This window comes from Pseudomonas sp. AC211 (genome assembly GCF_979258055.1).
The window spans coordinates 247883-265789 of record NZ_OZ409830.1; the positions used below are offsets into that span (position 1 = coordinate 247883).

Genomic DNA, 17907 nt, shown 5'->3' on the forward strand with positions numbered 1-17907 from the left:
TCATGGCAATCGTTAAATGCAAACCGACCTCCGCTGGCCGCCGTTTTGTGGTCAAGGTGGTCAACCAGGAGCTGCACAAAGGCGCTCCTTACGCACCGCTGCTCGAGAAGAAGTCGAAGACTGGTGGTCGTAACAACAATGGCCGTATTACCACTCGTCACATCGGTGGTGGTCATAAGCAGCATTACCGTCTGGTCGATTTCCGTCGCAACGACAAAGATGGCATCGCTGCCACTGTCGAGCGTATTGAATACGATCCAAACCGTACCGCTCACATCGCACTGCTGCTGTACGCAGACGGCGAACGCCGTTACATCATCGCCCCTAAAGGCGTGAGTGCTGGCGACCAGCTGATCTCGGGCGCTCTCGCCCCGATCAAGCCGGGCAACTCGCTGCAACTGCGTAACATCCCAGTGGGTAGCACCATTCATGGTGTTGAGTTGAAGCCGGGTAAAGGTGCTCAGATCGCTCGTTCCGCTGGTGCTTCGGCTCAGCTGATCGCTCGTGAAGGCGCATACGTGACCTTGCGTCTGCGTTCCGGTGAAATGCGTAAAGTACTGGCTGAATGCCGTGCGACCCTGGGCGAAGTCTCGAACTCCGAGCACAGCCTGCGTTCGCTGGGTAAAGCTGGTGCCAAGCGCTGGCGTGGCGTTCGCCCAACCGTTCGTGGTGTTGCCATGAACCCGGTTGACCACCCACATGGTGGTGGTGAAGGTCGTACCTCTGGTGGTCGTCATCCGGTGTCTCCATGGGGCTTCCCGACTAAGGGCGCGAAGACTCGTGGTAACAAACGCACCGATAACATGATCGTCCGTCGTCGCAAGTAAATAGAGGGATACGACAGTGCCACGTTCTCTGAAAAAGGTCCTTTTATCGATCTTCACCTACTGAAGAAGGTCGAAGTGGCGGTGGAAAAGAACGATCGCAAACCGGTGAAAACCTGGTCGCGTCGTTCGATGATCCTGCCACAAATGGTCGGTCTGACCATCGCTGTGCATAACGGTCGTCAACATGTTCCAGTTCTCGTGAACGAAGACATGGTCGGTCACAAACTGGGCGAGTTCGCCGGTACCCGTACATATCGCGGGCACGTGGCTGACAAGAAAGCCAAGCGTTAAGGGGTAAGGAAATGGAAGTAGCCGCTAAGTTGTCGGGCGCTCGAATCTCCGCCCAGAAAGCCCGCTTGGTCGCCGACCAAATCCGCGGGAAGAAGGTGGGCGAAGCGCTCAACCTGCTGGCTTTTAGCAGTAAGAAAGCCGCGGAAATCATGAAGAAAGTGCTGGAGTCGGCTGTAGCCAACGCCGAGCACAACGAAGGCGCTGACGTAGACGACCTCAAAGTCTCTACTGTTTTCGTCAACGAAGGGCGTTCGCTGAAGCGCATCATGCCACGTGCCAAAGGCCGTGCTGATCGCATCGTCAAGCGGTCTTGCCATATCACTGTCAAGGTTGCTGACAAGTAACGGAGTCGAAGAGATGGGTCAGAAAGTACATCCCATTGGCATTCGCCTGGGAATCGTCAAGGAGCACACCTCCGTCTGGTACGCAGACGGTCGGACTTATGCGGACTATTTGTTCGCAGATCTGAAGGTGCGTGAATACCTCCAAGACAAACTAAAAAGCGCGTCCGTAAGCCGTATCGATATCCATCGCCCGGCTCAGACTGCACGCATCACCATCCATACCGCTCGTCCAGGTATCGTTATCGGGAAGAAAGGTGAAGATGTTGAGAAGCTGCGTCAGGACCTGACCAAGCAAATGGGTGTGCCTGTGCACATCAATATCGAAGAGATCCGTAAGCCGGAGCTCGACGGTATGCTGGTTGCGCAGAGCGTAGCTCAGCAGCTGGAGCGTCGTGTGATGTTCCGTCGCGCCATGAAGCGCGCTGTACAGAACGCCATGCGTATTGGTGCCAAGGGCATCAAAATCCAAGTGAGCGGTCGTTTGGGCGGCGCAGAAATTGCCCGTACTGAGTGGTATCGCGAAGGTCGTGTGCCGTTGCACACCCTGCGTGCCGATATCGACTATGCCACGTACGAAGCGCACACCACTTATGGTGTGATCGGTGTAAAGGTTTGGATCTTCAAAGGCGAAGTAATTGGTGGTCGCCAAGAAGAACTGAAACCACAAGCACCAGCGCCTCGTAAAAAGCTGCTAAGTAAGGGGTACGCCAAATGTTGCAACCAAAGCGTACGAAGTTCCGCAAGCAGATGACAGGCCACAACCGTGGTCTGGCACAGCGCGGTAGCAAAGTCAGCTTCGGCGAGTTCGCGTTGAAGTCTGTTGCCCGCGGTCGTCTCACCGCCCGTCAGATTGAGTCCGCTCGTCGTGCTCTGACTCGTCACGTAAAACGTGGCGGGAAAATCTGGATTCGCGTGTTCCCTGACAAACCGGTTACCAAGAAGCCTCTCGAAGTGCGGATGGGTAAAGGGAAGGGTAGCGTTGAATATTGGGTAGCCCAGATCCAGCCAGGTAAAGTCCTGTATGAGATCGAAGGCGTTTCCGAAGAGCTGGCGCGTGAGGCTTTCGCCCTGGCTGCTGCAAAGCTGCCGCTCGCCACCTCCTTTGTTAAGCGGACGGTGATGTGATGAAAGCGAATGAACTTCGTGAAAAATCAGCACAGCAGCTGAACGAGCAACTGCTCGGCCTGCTGCGCGACCAGTTCAATCTGCGTATGCAGAAAGCAACTGGCCAGTTGGGGCAGTCTCACCTGCTCTCGCAAGTTAAGCGCGACATCGCTCGCGTGAAGACTGTGCTTAACCAGCAGGCAGGTAAGTAATCATGGCTGAAGCTGAAAAAACTGTCCGTACGCTGACTGGCCGTGTCGTCAGCGACAAGATGGACAAGACCATCACCGTACTGATCGAGCGTCGCGTTAAGCACCCGATCTACGGTAAATACGTGAAGCGTTCGACCAAATTGCACGCCCACGACGAGACCAACCAGTGCCACATCGGCGACAAAGTCACTATTCGTGAAACTCGTCCGATGGCCAAGACCAAAAATTGGGCACTGGTTGAAGTCGTTGAACGCGCAGTGGAAGTCTAAGGGCTAGGGGTCGGAGAAATTATATGATTCAGACTCAATCCATGCTCGATGTAGCTGATAACAGCGGCGCTCGTCGTGTTATGTGCATCAAGGTGTTGGGCGGTTCGCATCGTCGTTATGCCGGCATCGGCGACATCATCAAAGTTACCGTCAAGGAAGCAATTCCGCGCGGTAAAGTGAAAAAAGGCCAAGTGATGACTGCCGTAGTAGTCCGCACGCGTCACGGTGTTCGTCGCCCTGACGGCTCGATCATTCGCTTTGATGGCAACGCTGCTGTTCTGCTGAACAACAAGCAAGAGCCGATCGGCACCCGTATCTTTGGGCCCGTGACCCGTGAACTTCGCTCTGAGAAGTTCATGAAGATCGTCTCGCTCGCCCCTGAAGTGCTGTAAGGAGATCCGACATGCAAAAGATTCGTCGTGACGACGAGATCATCGTGATCGCCGGCAAAGACAAAGGTAAGCGTGGCAAGGTGCTCAAGGTTCTCGCTGACGACCGTTTGGTCGTTGGTGGGATCAACCTGGTGAAGCGCCATACCAAGCCGAACCCTATGTCGGGCGTTCAAGGCGGTATCGTCGAGAAAGAAGCGCCTCTGCACGCTTCCAACGTCGCCATTTTCAACTCTGAAACCAGCAAGGCTGATCGCGTTGGTTTCAAAGTAGAAGAAGGCAAGAAAATTCGTGTCTTCAAGTCGACCCAAAAAGCGGTTGATGCTTGAACACTGCTAGGTAGAAGACCATGGCACGACTAAAAGAGATTTATCGGAAAGAAATCGCTCCGAAGCTTAAGGAAGAACTCAAGCTCTCGAACGTGATGGAAGTTCCGCGCGTTACCAAAATCACCCTAAACATGGGTCTTGGCGAAGCGATCGGTGACAAGAAAATCATCGAACACGCGGTAGCGGATTTGGAAAAGATCACCGGTCAGAAAGTCGTTGTGACTTATGCCAAGAAATCCATCGCGGGCTTCAAGGTTCGTGAAGGTTGGCCGATCGGCGTGAAAGTGACCCTGCGTCGCGAACGTATGTACGAATTCCTAGATCGTCTGCTTTCGATCTCCCTGCCGCGCGTGCGTGACTTCCGCGGCCTGAATGCCAAGTCCTTCGACGGTCGTGGCAACTACAGCATGGGTGTTAAAGAGCAGATCATTTTCCCGGAAATCGATTACGACAAAATCGACGCGCTGCGCGGTCTGGACATCACCCTGACCACTACTGCTCGTACGGATGATGAAGGTCGCGCCTTGCTGCGTGCTTTCAAATTCCCGTTCCGCAACTGATCGGAGTAGGAACATGGCCAAGACAAGCATGAAAAACCGCGAGCTGAAGCGTCAGCAAGCGGTTGCCAAGTACGCCAAAAAGCGTGCTGAGCTGAAAGCTACCATCGTTAATCCGAACACCAGTCCGGAAGCTCGTTGGGAAGCGCAGATCGCTCTGCAAAAGCAACCACGTGACGCCAGCGCTTCGCGCCTGCGTAACCGTTGCCGCATCACCGGTCGTCCGCACGGCGTGTACCGCAAGTTCGGCCTCGGCCGTAACAAGCTGCGCGAAGCTGCAATGCGCGGTGATGTACCAGGTCTGGTGAAAGCCAGCTGGTAAGTCGAAGTCTCGACAAGCCGGGGTCTGCTCTTTACGGAATTGGCCCTGGTACAGAGCAAAAATGAATCAAGCCCCTTCTGGGGCTTGATTCATTTTTAATCAGTCTCTAGAATGCTCGGCTCGCCTGAGCCTGGCTTTTATATGCACGGCATTTTTCTAGCGACATGCAGTAGCCGTTTGGCTAATTCTTTTGTTTCAGGAGCACCTAGCCCATGAGTATGCAGGACCCGTTAGCGGACATGCTAACTCGTATCCGTAATGCCCAGATGGCTGAAAAGTCCGTCGTAAGCATGCCGTCTTCCACGTTGAAGGTGGCTGTAGCCAAAGTCCTGAAGGACGAAGGTTACATCGCGGGTTTTCAGATCAGCAGCGATGTAAAACCGCAGCTGTCCATCGAGCTGAAATACTTCGAAGGCCGTCCGGTCATCGAAGAAGTGAAGCGCGTCAGCCGTCCAGGCCTGCGCCAGTACAAGTCCGTTGATGATCTGCCGAAAGTTCGTGGCGGTCTCGGCGTTTCCATCGTCTCCACCAACAAAGGTGTGATGACGGATCGTGCTGCGCGCGCTGCCGGTGTCGGCGGCGAAGTGCTCTGCACCGTGTTCTAAGGGGGAACAAGCATGTCTCGCGTTGCTAAGAACCCCGTTAAGCTGCCAGCTGGTGTCGAGATCAAACTCGCAGGCCAACAGCTCTCGGTGAAGGGTGCCAAAGGCGCTCTCGAACTGAACGTTCATTCGTCCGTTGAAATTGTTGAGGAAGCTGGTGAGCTGCGTTTCGCTGCTCGCAATGGCGACCAACAAACTCGTGCAATGGCCGGTACCACCCGTGCGTTGGTGAACAACATGGTAATCGGCGTCAGCCAAGGCTTCGAGCGCAAGCTGCAGCTGGTTGGTGTTGGTTACAAGGCTCAGGCTAAAGGCGAAATCCTTTCCCTGGCACTTGGCTTCTCGCACCCGGTGGATTACGAACTTCCACAAGGCGTAACCGCAGAAACTCCTAGCCAAACCGATATCCTGATCAAGGGCATCGACAAGCAGCTGGTAGGTCAAGTGGCCGCTGAGATCCGTGACTTCCGTCCGCCAGAACCTTACAAAGGTAAAGGTGTGCGTTACGCAGACGAAGTCGTCCGCCGTAAAGAAGCGAAGAAGAAGTAGGGCATAGCAAATGACCGACAAAAGAGTTACTCGACTGCGTCGCGCTCGCAAAGCACGCCTGAAAATGCACGAGCTAGAAGCCGTGCGTCTCTGCGTGTACCGCTCTTCGCAGCACATTTACGCCCAGGTCATCTCGGCCGACGGCAGCAAAGTCTTGGCAAGCGCTTCGACTTTGGACAAGGATCTGCGTACTGGTGCCACTGGCAACATCGACGCGGCCACGAAAGTTGGCCAACTGGTTGCTGAGCGTGCGAAAGCCGCTGGGGTCACTCAGGTGGCATTCGACCGTTCTGGCTTCAAGTACCACGGCCGCGTCAAGGCGCTGGCTGATGCTGCTCGTGAAGGCGGGCTGGAGTTCTAAGTTATGGCAAATAACGATCAAAGACGCGACAGCCGTGACAACGGCAACGACGAAGGCTACATCGAGAAACTGGTTCAGGTTAATCGTGTAGCTAAAACCGTAAAAGGCGGCCGTATCTTCACTTTCACCGCGTTGACCGTGGTGGGTGATGGCAAGGGCCGTGTAGGTTTCGGTCGTGGCAAGTCTCGCGAAGTACCAGCTGCTATCCAGAAAGCGATGGAAGCTGCTCGTCGCAACATGATTCAAGTGGACCTTAACGGCACCACTCTGCAGTACGCAATGAAGTCTGCCCATGGCGCCTCCAAGGTGTACATGCAGCCTGCTTCTGAAGGTACCGGTATCATCGCTGGCGGCGCTATGCGTGCTGTTCTCGAAGTTGCTGGCGTGCAGAACGTATTGGCCAAGTGCTACGGCTCGACTAACCCGGTAAACGTGGTTCACGCCACTTTCAAAGGTTTGAAAGCTATGCAATCCCCAGGTTCTATTGCTGCCAAGCGCGGCAAGAGCGTCGAGGAGATCCGCTGATCATGGCTACCGTTAAAGTTACGCTGATCAAAAGCATGACCGGCCGCATCCCTAACCACAAACTGTGCGTTAAGGGTCTGGGTCTGCGTCGCATCGGTCACACTGTAGAAGTCCAAGATACTCCCGAGAATCGCGGGATGATCAATAAGGCTTACTACATGCTGCGAGTTGAGGGTTAACACATGTACCTGAACGATCTGAGTCCTGCGCCGGGTTCCCGTCGCGAGAAGCACCGTCCGGGCCGTGGTATCGGTAGCGGTTTGGGTAAGACTGGTGGTCGCGGCCACAAAGGTCAGACCTCCCGCTCCGGTGGCACCATCGCTCCGGGCTTTGAAGGCGGTCAACAGCCGCTGCATCGTCGTCTGCCGAAGTTCGGCTTCGTCTCCCTGAAGGCTATGGATCGTGCAGAGGTTCGCACTTCCGAGCTGAATAAAGTGGAAGGCGATGTTGTGACTTTGCAGTCCCTGAAGGATGCCAACCTGATTAATCAAAACGTACAGCGCGTGAAAGTGATGCTGTCCGGTGAGATTACTCGTGCGGTGACCCTCAAAGGTATCGCGGCCACCAAAGGTGCGCGCGCGGCTATCGAAGCAGCTGGCGGCAAATTCGAGGAATAAATGGCTAAGCAAGGTGCTCTCTCAGCGCTCAGCAATGGCGGGTTATCCGAGCTCTGGGCTCGTCTGCGCTTTCTCCTGTTGGCGATCATCGTCTATCGGATAGGTGCACACATCCCAGTTCCAGGTATCAACCCGGACCGGTTGGCGGATCTGTTTCGACAGAATGAGGGGACCATTCTTAGCTTGTTCAACATGTTTTCCGGCGGCGCGCTGGAGCGCATGAGCATTTTTGCGTTGGGGATCATGCCGTATATTTCGGCATCGATCATCATGCAGCTCATGACCGCTGTTAGCCCGCAGCTGGAGCAGTTGAAGAAGGAAGGTGAATCTGGCCGTCGCAAGATTAGCCAGTACACCCGCTACGGCACCTTGGTTCTGGCGTTTGTACAGGCAACCGGCATGTCCGTTGGCCTGGCCGGTCAGGGTGTAGCGTTCTCGGGCGATTTCGGCTTTCACTTCGTGGCAGTCAGCACATTTGTTGCTGGTGCCATGTTCATGATGTGGCTGGGGGAGCAGATCACTGAGCGCGGTGTCGGCAACGGCATCTCGATGTTGATCTTCTCAGGTATTGTCGCTGGTTTGCCGCGTGCAATTGGGCAGTCTTTCGAGTCTGCGCGTCAGGGTGATATCAACATCTTCGCCCTGGTTGCAATCGGCCTTCTCGCGGTAGCGATCATCGGTTTCGTGGTGTTCATCGAGCGTGGCCAGCGTCGTATCGCTGTGCATTACGCCAAGCGTCAGCAGGGCCGCAAGGTTTTCGCTGCACAGACGAGCCACTTGCCGCTGAAGGTAAACATGGCCGGCGTTATTCCGGCGATTTTTGCCAGTAGCCTTCTGTTGTTCCCGGCTTCGCTGGGTGCCTGGTTTGGTCAGTCTGCAGGTTTGGGCTGGCTTCAGGATGTTTCGCAGGCTATCGCTCCTGGTCAGCCGTTGAATATTTTGCTGTTTAGCGCGGGGATTGTTTTCTTCTGCTTCTTCTACACAGCGTTGATGTTCAACCCGAAAGACGTAGCGGAAAACCTGAAGAAGTCTGGTGCCTTTATTCCTGGCATCCGTCCAGGTGAGCAATCGGCGCGCTATATTGATGGCGTGTTGACTCGCTTAACCATGTTCGGTGCTTTGTACATGATGGCTGTTTGTTTGCTGCCCCAGTTCCTGGTGGTTGCCGCAAACGTGCCGTTCTACCTTGGCGGGACCTCGTTGCTGATCGTGGTAGTGGTTGTGATGGACTTTATGTCCCAAGTACAGTCGCACCTCGTTTCACACCAGTACGAATCCCTGATGAAGAAAGCCAACCTGAAGGGTTACGGAAACGGCATGCTCCGTTGATGTGTCCATAAGGTTCGAGGAGTTGGTGATGAAAGTTCGTGCATCGGTGAAAAAGCTGTGCCGCAACTGCAAGATTATTCGCCGTGAAGGTGTCGTGCGAGTTATCTGCAGTGCAGAACCGCGTCACAAGCAGCGCCAAGGCTGAGTGTGATCAAAAGCTATAAGCCCGACAGCTAGTGCGCTGTCGGGTTGCTTATTTGTTATTGCAGCGTTAATATCTCGCGCCCTTTTCTTGGCTTCCAGGGCGTAGGTGGCTGTCATTGGAGTTTCATTGAATGGCCCGTATTGCAGGCGTCAACATTCCAGATAACAAGCATACTGTTATCTCGCTGACCTACATCTTCGGTGTTGGTCGCACAACTGCGCAAAAAATTTGCGCAACCACCGGGGTTAACCCGGCGGCAAAGATCAAAGATCTGAGCGATGAGCAGATTGAGCTTCTGCGTGGCGAAGTGGCAAAGGTAAACACCGAAGGTGACCTTCGCCGTGAAGTCAACATGAAAATCAAGCGCTTGATGGACCTGGGTTGCTACCGCGGCCTTCGTCACCGTCGCGGCCTTCCGGTCCGTGGCCAGCGTACCAAGACCAACGCACGTACCCGTAAGGGTCCGCGTAAGCCGATCCGCAAGTAATCGCGCCCCGCGAATCGACAGGAATCTAGTCATGGCAAAACCTGCTGCTCGTCCTCGTAAAAAGTCAAAAAGACGGTGGTTGATGGCATCGCCCACATCCACGCGTCTTTTAATAACACCATTGTGACCATTACCGATCGTCAAGGTAACGCCCTTTCGTGGGCTACCTCTGGTGGTTCGGGTTTCCGCGGTTCACGCAAGTCCACTCCGTTCGCTGCTCAAGTAGCTGCTGAACGTGCTGGTCAAGCTGCGCTGGAATATGGCCTGAAAAACCTCGACGTTAACGTCAAGGGCCCAGGTCCAGGTCGTGAGTCCGCTGTCCGTGCTTTGAACGGCTGCGGTTACAAGATCGCCAGCATCACCGACGTGACGCCAATCCCGCATAACGGGTGCCGTCCGCCGAAGAAGCGCCGCGTGTAATCAGGAGACGATAGATAATGGCTCGTTACATTGGTCCAAAATGCAAACTGGCGCGTCGTGAAGGCACTGACCTGTTCCTGAAAAGCGGCGTTCGCGCCCTGGAATCGAAGTGCAACATTGAAGCTGCCCCTGGTATCCACGGTCAGCGCCGCGGTCGCCAATCCGACTACGGTACCCAACTGCGTGAAAAGCAGAAGGTCCGTCGTATCTATGGCGTGCTCGAGCGTCAATTCAGCGGTTACTACAAAGAAGCTGCCGGCAAAAAGGCGCTACTGGTGAGAACCTGCTGCAACTGCTCGAATGCCGTCTGGATAACGTTGTATACCGTATGGGCTTTGGCGCTACCCGTGCCGAATCCCGTCAGCTGGTCCCGCACAAAGCGATCAGCATCAACGGTAAAACTGTAAACATCCCGTCCTACCAGGTTCGTGCTGGTGACGTGGTTGCAGTTCGCGAGAAATCGAAGAATCACTGCGCATTGTTCAAGCTCTTGAGCTGTGTGCCCAGCGTGGCCGCGTTGAGTGGGTCGATGTTGACACTGAGAAGAAGTCGGGCGTTTTCAAGAACGTTCCAGCTCGCAGTGACCTCTCGGCTGACATCAACGAAAGCCTGATTGTCGAGCTCTACTCCAAGTAAGGGCTAGAAAATAGGTGCATCCATGCAGATTTCGGTAAATGAGTTCCTGACCCCCCGCCATATTGATGTGCAGGTGGTCAGTCCGACCCGCGCTAAAATCACTCTCGAGCCTCTCGAGCGTGGTTTTGGCCACACGTTGGGCAACGCGCTGCGTCGCATTTTGTTGTCCTCAATGCCTGGCTGTGCAGTAGTCGAGGCCGAGATTGACGGTGTACTCCACGAGTACAGCGCCATCGAAGGTGTACAGGAAGACGTAATTGAAATCCTGCTCAACCTGAAAGGTCTGGCTATCAAGTTGCACGGTCGTGACGAAGTGACTCTGACACTGGCGAAGAAGGGCTCGGGCGTTGTTACCGCTGCCGATATTCAGCTGGATCATGATGTCGAGATCGTCAACGGTGATCACGTTATTGCCAACCTGGCTTCTAACGGCGCACTGAACATGAAGCTGACTGTGGCTCGTGGTCGCGGCTATGAGCCTGCTGATTCGCGTCAGAGTGATGAAGACGAAAGCCGCAGCATTGGTCGCTTGCAGCTGGACTCTTCTTTCAGCCCCGTACGCCGTGTTGCGTACGTTGTTGAAAACGCCCGTGTTGAGCAGCGTACTAACCTTGACAAGCTGGTTATTGACCTGGAAACCAACGGTACCCTGGATCCTGAAGAGGCCATCCGCCGCGCTGCAACCATTCTGCAACAGCAGTTGGCTGCGTTCGTCGATCTCAAAGGTGACAGTGAGCCAGTGGTGATCGAGCAGGAAGATGAGATCGATCCGATCCTGCTGCGTCCGGTTGATGACCTGGAATTGACCGTTCGTTCGGCCAACTGCCTCAAGGCGGAGAACATCTACTACATCGGCGACCTGATTCAGCGCACCGAAGTAGAGCTGTTGAAAACTCCGAACTTGGGCAAAAAGTCCCTGACTGAGATCAAGGACTGTGCTGGCCTCTCGTGGTCTTTCTCTCGGTATGCGCCTGGACAACTGGCCACCGGCAAGTCTTAAGAAGGACGACAAGGCGACTGCCTGATCGTCGTAATCACCGAACGTAAGTTTGGTAAGGAATAGAACCATGCGTCATCGTAAGAGTGGTCGTCACCTGAGCCGCACTAGCGCTCACCGCAAGGCCATGTTTCAAAACATGGCGGTGTCGCTGTTTGAGCACGAGCTGATCAAAACGACCCTGCCTAAGGCCAAGGAACTGCGTCGCGTAGCCGAGCCGCTGATTACCCTGGCTAAAGAAGATAGTCTGGCTAACCGTCGTTTGGCCTTCGACCGTACTCGTTCGAAAGCCATCGTTGGTAAGCTGTTCAACGACCTGGGCAAGCGCTACGCCACCCGTCAGGGCGGTTACCTGCGTATTCTCAAGTGCGGTTTCCGCGCTGGCGACAATGCTCCAATGGCTTATGTTGAGCTGGTTGACCGTCCGGTCGGCGGCGCAGCTGTAGACGCTGAGTAAGTCGTAGGTTGTAAAGAAAAAACCGGGCCTGGCCCGGTTTTTTTATGCCCGAAGAAAGCCTCTCTATCGGAATGGCGCTGAGTGGAAGAGTTTACCTATCGATAGCGCGTTAGGTTAATGAATTGGGTCCTTTCGATAGCGGTCTTTAATATCTCCGTCAACGCCGGGCGACACCGGATGAAATGACCAGGAGAGCACCAATGAGCGAGTCCCCTATCCTCACAACCGCAAGCGGCGCGCCGGTTGCAGATAACCAGAATTCTCGCACCGCAGGCGCACGCGGCCCCGCTGTTGTTGGACGACTTCCATCTCGTCGAGAAACTCGCCCACTTCAATCGTGAGGTTATTCCTGAGCGTCGCGTGCATGCCAAGGGCTCCGGCGCATACGGAACCTTCACGGTTACCCGCGATATTACCCAGTACAGCTATGCCAATCTGTTCAGTGCGATCGGCAAGCAAACGCCCATTTTCCTGCGTTTTTCTACGGTGGGCGGCGAGCGTGGCTCTGCTGACACCGAACGCGATCCGCGCGGTTTTGCGTTGAAGTTTTATACCGGAGAAGGCAACTGGGACATCGTCGGCAACAACACGCCGGTGTTCTTTATTCGCGATCCATTGAAGTTTCCCGACTTCATTCACACCCAAAAACGCCTGCCGCAGAGCAACCTTAAAAGTCCGCCAGATGATGTGGGATTTCTGGTCGCTTTCGCCCGAATCGCTGCACCAGGTCACCATCCTGTTTTCCGACCGCGGTATCCCAGACGGTTATCGGTTTATGCATGGCTTTGGCAGCCACACGTTCAGCCTGATCAACGCTAACGGCGAGCGTTACTGGGTGAAATGGCATTACAAGAGTCAGCAAGGCATCAAGAATCTGGCGCCCGCTGATGCTGTTCGGCTTGGCCGGCACCGACCCGGACTACGCCCAGCGCGACCTGTTCGGTGCCATCGAGCGCGGCGAGTTTCCGAAGTGGACTGTGTGCATTCAGGTGATGTCCGAGACGCAAGCCGCTGCCCATCGCGAGAATCCGTTCGACGTGACCAAAACCTGGTCGCAGAAGGAGTTTCCGCTGATCGAGGTCGGCGTGATCGAGCTGAACCGTAACCCGCAGAACTATTTTGCCGAGGTCGAGCAGGCAGCGTTTGCGCCGAGCAACGTGGTGCCAGGTGTGGGGTTGTCGCCCGACCGCATGCTGCAAGGCCGCGTATTCGCTTACGCCGACGCCCATCGCTATCGCATCGGAACTAACCACCAGCAGTTGCCAGTGAACGCGCCTAAATCGCCGGTGAATAACTACCAACGAGATGGCTCCATGCGCTTCGATGGCAATGGTGGGAGCCGCCACGCACTACGAGCCGAACAGCTACGCCAGCGCGCCGAAACAAGCGCCGCAGTATCGTGAGCCTGCGTTGGCGTTGGAAGGCGCGGCCGACCGTTACGACCACCGCACCGACAGCGATTACTACAGCCAGGCAGGAGCGCTGTTCCGCTTGATGAATAGCGATCAACAAGCGTTGCTCATTAGCAATATCGCGGGTGCGATGCACAGCGTTACTCGAGACGTACAGCTGCGTCAGCTCCAGCACTTCACCCAGGCCGACCCAGCGTACGGGCGCGGTGTGGCGAAGGCGCTCGGGTTAAACGTGGAGTAACCGTTACGCAATAAAAAGAGGCGCCTGTCAGGGCGCCTTTTTTATTCGCGAGGTACTCAGTCCAGGCCAAACCCCAGCTGACGCCAACCTTCATAAACAGCCACCGCTACTGTATTGGAGAGATTGAGGCTTCGGCAGCCCGGTCGCATTGGCAGGCGCAGCCGTTGCTCGGCCGGCAGCGCTTCCAGTACGTCAGCGGGCAAGCCGCGACTTTCCGGGCCAAACAACAGCGCGTCGCCCTTGGCATAGATGGCCTCGTGGGAAAGGGCGCGATGCTTTAGTGGTGTACGCGAACAACCTGGGGTGGCCCAAGCTTTCCAAGCAGCTGGTCAGATCTGCGTGGCGCGTAAGCGTCGCGTATTCGTGATAGTCCAAGCCCGCACGACGCAGACGCTTGTCGTCCAGCTCGAAACCAATCGGTTCGATCAGGTGCAGACTGCATCCGCTATTGGCGCAGAGCCTGATAATGTTGCCGGTATTGGGGGGGATTTCCGGTTGAAACAAAATCACGTGAAACATGCACGACTCCGACTTGAGGGCGTGGACGATTTTACCCCTGCGGAGCCCGATCCGCGGCCGAAATTATTGCTCCGGGTAATCGCCTCGCTCGCGCTGTTCGGTTTTCTGGTGGGAATGATGATTGGCCGCCTCGGTGATCCGCAGCCCATCATGCTGGAGAAGGTCCAGGTCGTTTCCGGCGGCCTTGAGCTGCAGTTCGATACCGAACCAAAAGTGACCGCCGAGCACGTGGATGGTGCGCTGGTAATGCGCTTTGATGCCGAAGGCAGCTCGCGACAAGGGCAGCTGCAACTCGACGGTAAGAACGTCAATTGGCGGCTTTTGCGAAGTAAGGGTGGGTTGCTGCTTAACTTGGTGGCGGCCCGTCCGCTGCGTGCCCAGTGGCACGGTACAGCGGAGGGTGGGAGCTGGCGGCTGGTGATCAGCCTTGCTGCGGAGTGACGGTTGCGGGTTGAACCGCAGAATAAAAAAGGGGAATCCCCGGCCTGCCTGTACCAAGGTCCCCGAAAACTGGGGGTGTTTCGTGTTGCGTACTTAACACTATGCAGGGCGTGTGCCAGTTTTATTGCAACGTCGGTTTTGGGCAAAAAAAGCGAGCTCAGGGCTCGCTTTTCTGTGTGCGTTTGGCCGGAAGGTCTAGCCCTCGTCTTCCTCGTCGTCGCCGCCGTCGATCTTCATGCCCAGCTCTTTTATCTTACGGGTCAAGGTGTTACGGCCCCATCCCAGCAGAACGGCGGCGTCGCGGCGGCGTCCGGCGGTGTGTTTCAGGGCAGTCTCAATCATGATTCGTTCGAACGTCGGCACAGCCGTATCAAGCAAGCTGGACTGCCCGCGCGCGAGCGCCTGATCGGCCCATTGGCGCAAAGCCTGCTCCCAATTGGTCGCCGGAGCACTGTCTTGGGGCTGCGTAAGCAATTCCGGGGGCAGGTCGTCAATATGAACCTCGCGGCCCGACGCCATCACCGTGATCCAGCGGCAGGTATTTTCCAGCTGGCGCACGTTGCCTGGCCACGGCAGGTTCTTCAGGTAGTCCTCAGTTTCGGTTTTAAGCAGCTTCGGCTCGACTGCCAGCTCCTGCGCCGCCCGGGCGAGGAAGTGGCGCGCCAGGGTCGGAATGTCTTCACGACGATCCGACATGCGCGGGATGTGAATCCGAATCACGTTGAGGCGGTGGAACAAGTCTTCGCGAAACTTGCCAGCTTGCACCAGGTTTTCCAGATTCTGATGCGTGGCGGCGATGATGCGCACGTCCACCTTCACCGGCGTATGTCCGCCCACGCGGTAGAACTCGCCGTCGGCCAGCACGCGCAATAGGCGGGTCTGCGTATCGGCCGGCATATCGCCGATTTCATCCAGAAACAGCGTGCCGCCATCGGCCTGTTCGAAGCGGCCGCGACGCTGGTTCGCGGCGCCGGTAAACGCGCCTTTCTCATGGCCGAAGAGTTCGGATTCCATCAAGTCTTTCGGAATGGCCGCCATATTCAGTGCGATGAACGGCGAGGCCGCACGGGGACTGTGACGGTGCAGCGCGTGCGCCACCAATTCCTTGCCAGTGCCGGACTCACCATTAATAAGCACGGTGATGTTCGAGTGGCTCAGGCGGCCGATGGCGCGAAACACTTCTTGCATCGCCGGCGCTTCACCGATGATTTCCGGCGTGCGGGTTTGTTCTACGGGAACGTGCAGGCCTTGCTGTTCCTGAGCGTGCTGGAACGCGCGCTTGACCAGCGAAACCGCCTCGTCCACGTCAAATGGCTTGGGCAGGTATTCGAAGGCGCCGCCCTGATAAGAGGCGACCGCGCTTTCAAGGTCGGAGTGGGCCGTCATGATGATCACGGGCAGGCGCGGATACAGCTCGCGTATGCGGGCGAGCAAATCCAGGCCGCTGGCGCCGGGCATACGAATGTCCGAAATGATAACGTCCGGCTGTTGGCGAGTGAGGCGGGTGAGCACACCGTCAGCGCTGTCAAAGCTGGTGGTGGTCATGCCTTCTTGCTGCAGGGCTTTTTCCAGTACCCAACGGATGGAACGGTCGTCGTCGACAATCCAGACGGTTTCGCTGCGGCTCATGACGAAGTAGCTCCTTGTTCCAGCGGCAGAAAGATCGAAAACACGGTATGGCCAGGGTGGCTCTCGCATTCGATCAGTCCCTGATGCTGACTGATGATGTTCTGGGTAATAGCCAAGCCCAGTCCGGTACCGTCCGGACGACCACTGACCATGGGATAGAAGATGGTTTCTTGAAGTTCAGCGGGAATGCCGGGGCCGTTGTCGATGATTTCGACTTTGGCCACCAGGCGATGTCGGGTGTGGGCGATGGTGAACTGCCGCAAGGTGCGTGTGCGCAACAGGATGCGGCCTTGGCGGAACTCGTTCTGGCCGCCGATGGCCTGCATGGCGTTGCGCACGATATTGAGCACCGCCTGAATCATCTGCTCGCGGTCGATCAACACGTCGGGAATGCTCGGGTCGTAATCGCGCACCAAGGTGATGCCGCCTTGGCTTTCCGCCTCGACCAGGCTGCTGACACGCTCCAGCACTTCATGCACGTTGGTCAACGCCAGCGACGGCAACTTGTTCGAGCCGAGCATGCGGTCGACCAGGTTACGCAGGCGGTCGGCCTCTTCGATGATGACGTTGGTGTAGTCCTTGAGGTTCTCGTCCGGCAGTTCACGCGCCAGCAGTTGCGCGGCGCCGCGAATTCCGCCCAACGGATTCTTTATTTCGTGGGCCAGGCCGCGCACCAGCATCTTGGTGGTTTCCTGCTTGGACAGCTGGGCCTCTTCTTTGGTGATGCGCAGCAACCGATCACGCGGATGCACTTCGAGTAATAACAGGGTCTCGCCCCGGTTAAGGATCGGCGTTACCGCGTAGTCCACCGTCAGCGTTTGGCCGGTGAGCGCGATCAGCACAGCTTCGCGCTTATTGAAGGGATGGGCCTCTTCGACGGCTTGGCGTAATGAGGCCAGCGCTTCGGGCGACTCGGTGAACAATTCGCTAATGAACTGCCCGTGGCTGCGTTGACCGCTTACGGCAAGCAGCATCTCCGCTGCGGGGTTCATGTACTCCAGGCGCAATTGCGCGTTGAGCAACAAAGTCGCAGTGGTCAGGTTGTCCAGCAGCAGGCGGTGCAGCGCGTCGTTGATGGTCATCTATGGGATCCCGAGAATGGGACTGAAAATGCAAAAAGCAAACCAAAGCCCCGAAAAGACGCGCGATACGTGCCTGAATGAGGAAATTGGGTTGTTTTGCTGCACCAGCCGCTGTCGTGTGCGAACCAAAACAGGGAGAGCATAGAATTTGGTGCGCCACAAAGCACCATATTGGTGCCCTGCTTCAGGCGTTAGAAAAACGGCAGGATGGAGACGTCGTCGTCTTCTTCGGGCTTATCGCCAATCGGGCATTCCGGGCGCACGCCGTAATCGTCTTTCTTGCACGGGTTTGCCCGGCGCTTGCTGTCGAGCGACGTGCGCACAATGTGCACGGGCTGGCTGGGCGTGCGCTCGATGATGCGCCCCTGGCTATCGATGATTTCGGCCGCCAACTGATGGGTGCCGCGGTCCAGATTGGTCAGCGGAAACACCGGGCTGCGGCTGGGCGCGCCGATGATGTTGCCGTCGAGCAGCAGGCGATAGGTGTGGTCGTCCATCAAGCCCGGGTCGCTGGTGAGCGTGACGATCAAATCGCCGGACGACCCTTCGCGGATAGTCGCATCCGGCTCCGGTACCAGAATGCGCAACAGCTGGTACGCCGGCAATTCGGCGACAGGCGCCACCGGCGTGACTGTACGCACGCTGGGTGGGTTGGTCTGGTTCATGCCGTTAGTGGGCGCGATGTCCAGCTTCTTGGCATTGGCGCGCGGCTGGTCGGTAAATACCCGGTTACCTTCGCTGTCGATGTAGGTGTACACATCGGCCATGGCTGGCAGGCCCAGCAACAGCAGGCAGAACAGAGCGAATCGCATGG

At 56.4% G+C, this 17907-nt stretch carries 24 protein-coding genes and 6 pseudogenes; 26 read left to right on the forward strand and 4 right to left on the reverse strand.

All coding sequences use genetic code 11. The features are described 5' to 3' along the window. Positions 1-2 precede the first annotated feature (2 nt). The 25 genes and pseudogenes from rplB to ACZZZP_RS01315 all read left to right on the forward strand — a co-directional run bounded on the left by rplB (position 3) and on the right by ACZZZP_RS01315 (position 13422). Positions 3-827 carry a 50S ribosomal protein L2 gene (rplB, locus tag ACZZZP_RS01195; protein WP_108096532.1) on the forward strand — a complete coding sequence of 275 codons (825 nt, stop codon included), beginning with the start codon at positions 3-5 and terminating at the stop codon, positions 825-827. Positions 828-843: 16 nt separating this feature from the next. Then, positions 844-1118 (forward strand): annotated as a pseudogene (gene rpsS, locus ACZZZP_RS01200) (30S ribosomal protein S19). An 11-nt stretch (positions 1119-1129) separates the two neighbouring features. After that, positions 1130-1462: a 50S ribosomal protein L22 gene (rplV, locus tag ACZZZP_RS01205; protein WP_003103908.1), complete on the forward strand. Its 333-nt coding sequence runs from the start codon at positions 1130-1132 to the stop codon at positions 1460-1462. Between the two features lie 13 nt (positions 1463-1475). After that, complete coding sequence (rpsC, locus tag ACZZZP_RS01210; RefSeq protein WP_463536202.1) at positions 1476-2213, forward strand: 30S ribosomal protein S3; 738 nt, start codon at positions 1476-1478, stop codon at positions 2211-2213. Then, the gene (gene rplP / locus ACZZZP_RS01215; protein ID WP_110618209.1) at positions 2174-2587 is read left to right on the forward strand and encodes a 50S ribosomal protein L16; all 414 of its coding nucleotides are present in this window, start codon (positions 2174-2176) and stop codon (positions 2585-2587) included. Before rpsC ends, rplP begins: the two co-directional genes overlap by 40 nt. After that, positions 2587-2778: a 50S ribosomal protein L29 gene (rpmC, locus tag ACZZZP_RS01220; protein ID WP_002555481.1), complete on the forward strand. Its 192-nt coding sequence runs from the start codon at positions 2587-2589 to the stop codon at positions 2776-2778. Before rplP ends, rpmC begins: the two co-directional genes overlap by 1 nt. Before the next feature lie 2 nt (positions 2779-2780). Continuing rightward, positions 2781-3047 carry a 30S ribosomal protein S17 gene (gene rpsQ / locus ACZZZP_RS01225; RefSeq protein ID WP_108096530.1) on the forward strand — a complete coding sequence of 89 codons (267 nt, stop codon included), beginning with the start codon at positions 2781-2783 and terminating at the stop codon, positions 3045-3047. Between the two features lie 23 nt (positions 3048-3070). Continuing rightward, positions 3071-3439: a 50S ribosomal protein L14 gene (gene rplN / locus ACZZZP_RS01230; RefSeq protein WP_003289207.1), complete on the forward strand. Its 369-nt coding sequence runs from the start codon at positions 3071-3073 to the stop codon at positions 3437-3439. An 11-nt stretch (positions 3440-3450) separates the two neighbouring features. After that, positions 3451-3765 (forward strand): 50S ribosomal protein L24, encoded by a 315-nt coding sequence (rplX, locus tag ACZZZP_RS01235; protein WP_056836274.1) that lies wholly within the window; start codon positions 3451-3453, stop codon positions 3763-3765. Between the two features lie 20 nt (positions 3766-3785). Further along, positions 3786-4325, forward strand: a complete 540-nt coding sequence (gene rplE, locus ACZZZP_RS01240) for a 50S ribosomal protein L5 (protein WP_110618210.1) — start codon at positions 3786-3788, stop codon at positions 4323-4325. Between the two features lie 13 nt (positions 4326-4338). Further along, positions 4339-4644, forward strand: a complete 306-nt coding sequence (gene rpsN / locus ACZZZP_RS01245; RefSeq protein ID WP_463384581.1) for a 30S ribosomal protein S14 — start codon at positions 4339-4341, stop codon at positions 4642-4644. Positions 4645-4856: 212 nt separating this feature from the next. After that, a complete protein-coding gene (gene rpsH, locus ACZZZP_RS01250; protein ID WP_108096527.1) occupies positions 4857-5249 on the forward strand; it encodes a 30S ribosomal protein S8 in 393 nt (130 codons plus the stop codon). Between the two features lie 12 nt (positions 5250-5261). Next, positions 5262-5795, forward strand: coding sequence for a 50S ribosomal protein L6 (gene rplF / locus ACZZZP_RS01255; RefSeq protein WP_108096526.1), 534 nt, complete (start codon positions 5262-5264; stop codon positions 5793-5795). Positions 5796-5805: 10 nt separating this feature from the next. Continuing rightward, a complete protein-coding gene (gene rplR / locus ACZZZP_RS01260) occupies positions 5806-6156 on the forward strand; it encodes a 50S ribosomal protein L18 (protein ID WP_463536203.1) in 351 nt (116 codons plus the stop codon). Between the two features lie 3 nt (positions 6157-6159). Then, positions 6160-6681, forward strand: a complete 522-nt coding sequence (rpsE, locus tag ACZZZP_RS01265; RefSeq protein WP_108096524.1) for a 30S ribosomal protein S5 — start codon at positions 6160-6162, stop codon at positions 6679-6681. A 2-nt stretch (positions 6682-6683) separates the two neighbouring features. Then, positions 6684-6860 carry a 50S ribosomal protein L30 gene (gene rpmD, locus ACZZZP_RS01270; RefSeq protein ID WP_003176408.1) on the forward strand — a complete coding sequence of 59 codons (177 nt, stop codon included), beginning with the start codon at positions 6684-6686 and terminating at the stop codon, positions 6858-6860. Positions 6861-6863: 3 nt separating this feature from the next. Beyond that, a complete protein-coding gene (rplO, locus tag ACZZZP_RS01275; RefSeq protein ID WP_108096522.1) occupies positions 6864-7298 on the forward strand; it encodes a 50S ribosomal protein L15 in 435 nt (144 codons plus the stop codon). Then, positions 7299-8627: a preprotein translocase subunit SecY gene (secY, locus tag ACZZZP_RS01280; protein WP_463384582.1), complete on the forward strand. Its 1329-nt coding sequence runs from the start codon at positions 7299-7301 to the stop codon at positions 8625-8627. It begins immediately after the preceding gene. Positions 8628-8655: 28 nt separating this feature from the next. Beyond that, a complete protein-coding gene (gene rpmJ / locus ACZZZP_RS01285; RefSeq protein ID WP_002555468.1) occupies positions 8656-8772 on the forward strand; it encodes a 50S ribosomal protein L36 in 117 nt (38 codons plus the stop codon). Between the two features lie 130 nt (positions 8773-8902). Further along, positions 8903-9259: a 30S ribosomal protein S13 gene (gene rpsM / locus ACZZZP_RS01290; protein ID WP_108096520.1), complete on the forward strand. Its 357-nt coding sequence runs from the start codon at positions 8903-8905 to the stop codon at positions 9257-9259. A 31-nt stretch (positions 9260-9290) separates the two neighbouring features. Further along, positions 9291-9679: pseudogene (rpsK, locus tag ACZZZP_RS01295) on the forward strand (30S ribosomal protein S11). Between the two features lie 17 nt (positions 9680-9696). After that, positions 9697-10315: pseudogene (gene rpsD / locus ACZZZP_RS01300) on the forward strand (30S ribosomal protein S4). Positions 10316-10337: 22 nt separating this feature from the next. Further along, positions 10338-11340: pseudogene (locus ACZZZP_RS01305) on the forward strand (DNA-directed RNA polymerase subunit alpha). 42 nt (positions 11341-11382) lie between these two features. Then, complete coding sequence (gene rplQ, locus ACZZZP_RS01310) at positions 11383-11769, forward strand: 50S ribosomal protein L17 (protein WP_108096517.1); 387 nt, start codon at positions 11383-11385, stop codon at positions 11767-11769. Between the two features lie 200 nt (positions 11770-11969). After that, positions 11970-13422, forward strand: a pseudogene (locus ACZZZP_RS01315) (catalase). 56 nt (positions 13423-13478) lie between these two features. Here the strand turns inward: ACZZZP_RS01315 and ACZZZP_RS01320 are convergent. Next, positions 13479-13941: pseudogene (locus ACZZZP_RS01320) on the reverse strand (tRNA (cytidine(34)-2'-O)-methyltransferase). A 21-nt stretch (positions 13942-13962) separates the two neighbouring features. Between ACZZZP_RS01320 and ACZZZP_RS01325 the strand changes: the two are divergent. After that, the gene (locus tag ACZZZP_RS01325) at positions 13963-14382 is read left to right on the forward strand and encodes a hypothetical protein (RefSeq protein WP_463536204.1); all 420 of its coding nucleotides are present in this window, start codon (positions 13963-13965) and stop codon (positions 14380-14382) included. Between the two features lie 195 nt (positions 14383-14577). Here ACZZZP_RS01325 and ntrC read toward each other — a convergent pair whose 3' ends face one another. The 3 genes from ntrC to ACZZZP_RS01340 all read right to left on the reverse strand — a co-directional run bounded on the left by ntrC (position 14578) and on the right by ACZZZP_RS01340 (position 17905). Then, complete coding sequence (gene ntrC / locus ACZZZP_RS01330; protein WP_122493530.1) at positions 14578-16011, reverse strand: nitrogen regulation protein NR(I); 1434 nt, start codon at positions 16009-16011, stop codon at positions 14578-14580. Then, positions 16008-17093 carry a nitrogen regulation protein NR(II) gene (gene glnL, locus ACZZZP_RS01335; protein ID WP_122493529.1) on the reverse strand — a complete coding sequence of 362 codons (1086 nt, stop codon included), beginning with the start codon at positions 17091-17093 and terminating at the stop codon, positions 16008-16010. The genes ntrC and glnL overlap by 4 nt, the downstream gene beginning before the upstream one ends. 191 nt (positions 17094-17284) lie before the next feature. Beyond that, positions 17285-17905, reverse strand: coding sequence for a DUF4124 domain-containing protein (locus tag ACZZZP_RS01340; RefSeq protein ID WP_122493528.1), 621 nt, complete (start codon positions 17903-17905; stop codon positions 17285-17287). Positions 17906-17907 lie beyond the last annotated feature (2 nt).